1 protein-coding gene is annotated in these 876 nt (G+C 43.6%); it reads right to left on the bottom strand.

Features of this window, described 5'->3' with window-relative positions; all coding sequences use genetic code 11:
* On the bottom strand, positions 1–876 hold an 876-nt coding region (locus tag AC1DPZ_RS28165), incomplete at both ends, for a glycoside hydrolase family 3 C-terminal domain-containing protein (RefSeq protein WP_477409762.1).

Below are 876 nucleotides of genomic sequence, written 5' to 3'. Positions count from 1 at the left end.
GATGAATTACCTAACTGAAGGATGTATTCGCCGGCTTCGGTATTCCATCCTTTTTTTGTCTCGTCATAAAAAGCCAAATCACCAACCTTTACATCCAGTTCAACTGTTTTCGTTTCGCCGGGTTCCAGAAAAACTTTTTTGAAAGCTTTTAATTCTTTTTCAGGACGCAAAACAGAGCTAACCGGGTCGCTTACATATAATTGCACAACTTCGGCACCGGATCTGCTTCCTGTATTTTTAATGGTGAATTTCGCTCGGATTATTTCATCCTTTTTATAGCTTTTTTTGTCGGCCGAAAAATGGCTTATCGAAAAATTAGTATAGGAAAGTCCGTAACCAAAAGGAAATTCCGGTTCAATTTTCTTGGTATCGTACCAGCGGTAGCCTACCAGTATGCCCTCTTTATATTCGGCCGTTGCGCCTTTACCCGGATAAGTATTTAAAGCAGCAGCAGGGGAGTCTTTTAACGATACCGGGAAAGTAAATGGCAACCTGCCTGATGGGTTTACAACACCTTTTAATACGTCGGCCAGGGCATTGCCGGCTTCCGAGCCGTTAAACCACGACCAAACAACCGCATGGTTGGATTTTTTTATTTCATTCAGGTTATACGGGGCACCGGCCATGATTACAATAATGGTATTAGCATTAACCGCTGTAATCGCGTTAACCAGTGCCTGCTCCCCAAAAGGCAGGTCCAGGCTTTTACGGTCATGGGCTTCACTTTCATATTCACGGTTGGAACCGATACATAAAATAGCAACATCACTGTTTTTTGCAAGCGCTACCGCCTCGTCAATCAGTTTTTGATCGGGCTGGTCATAGCCACGGTTTTGTTCATCACTATTGCTTGCCAGGTAGTTTGCTTTATAGCCC

The organism is Mucilaginibacter sp. P4_G9 (assembly GCF_056400985.1).
Note: the sequence above shows the minus strand (reverse complement) of the source record. Positions and strands in the feature narration are given on the sequence as shown.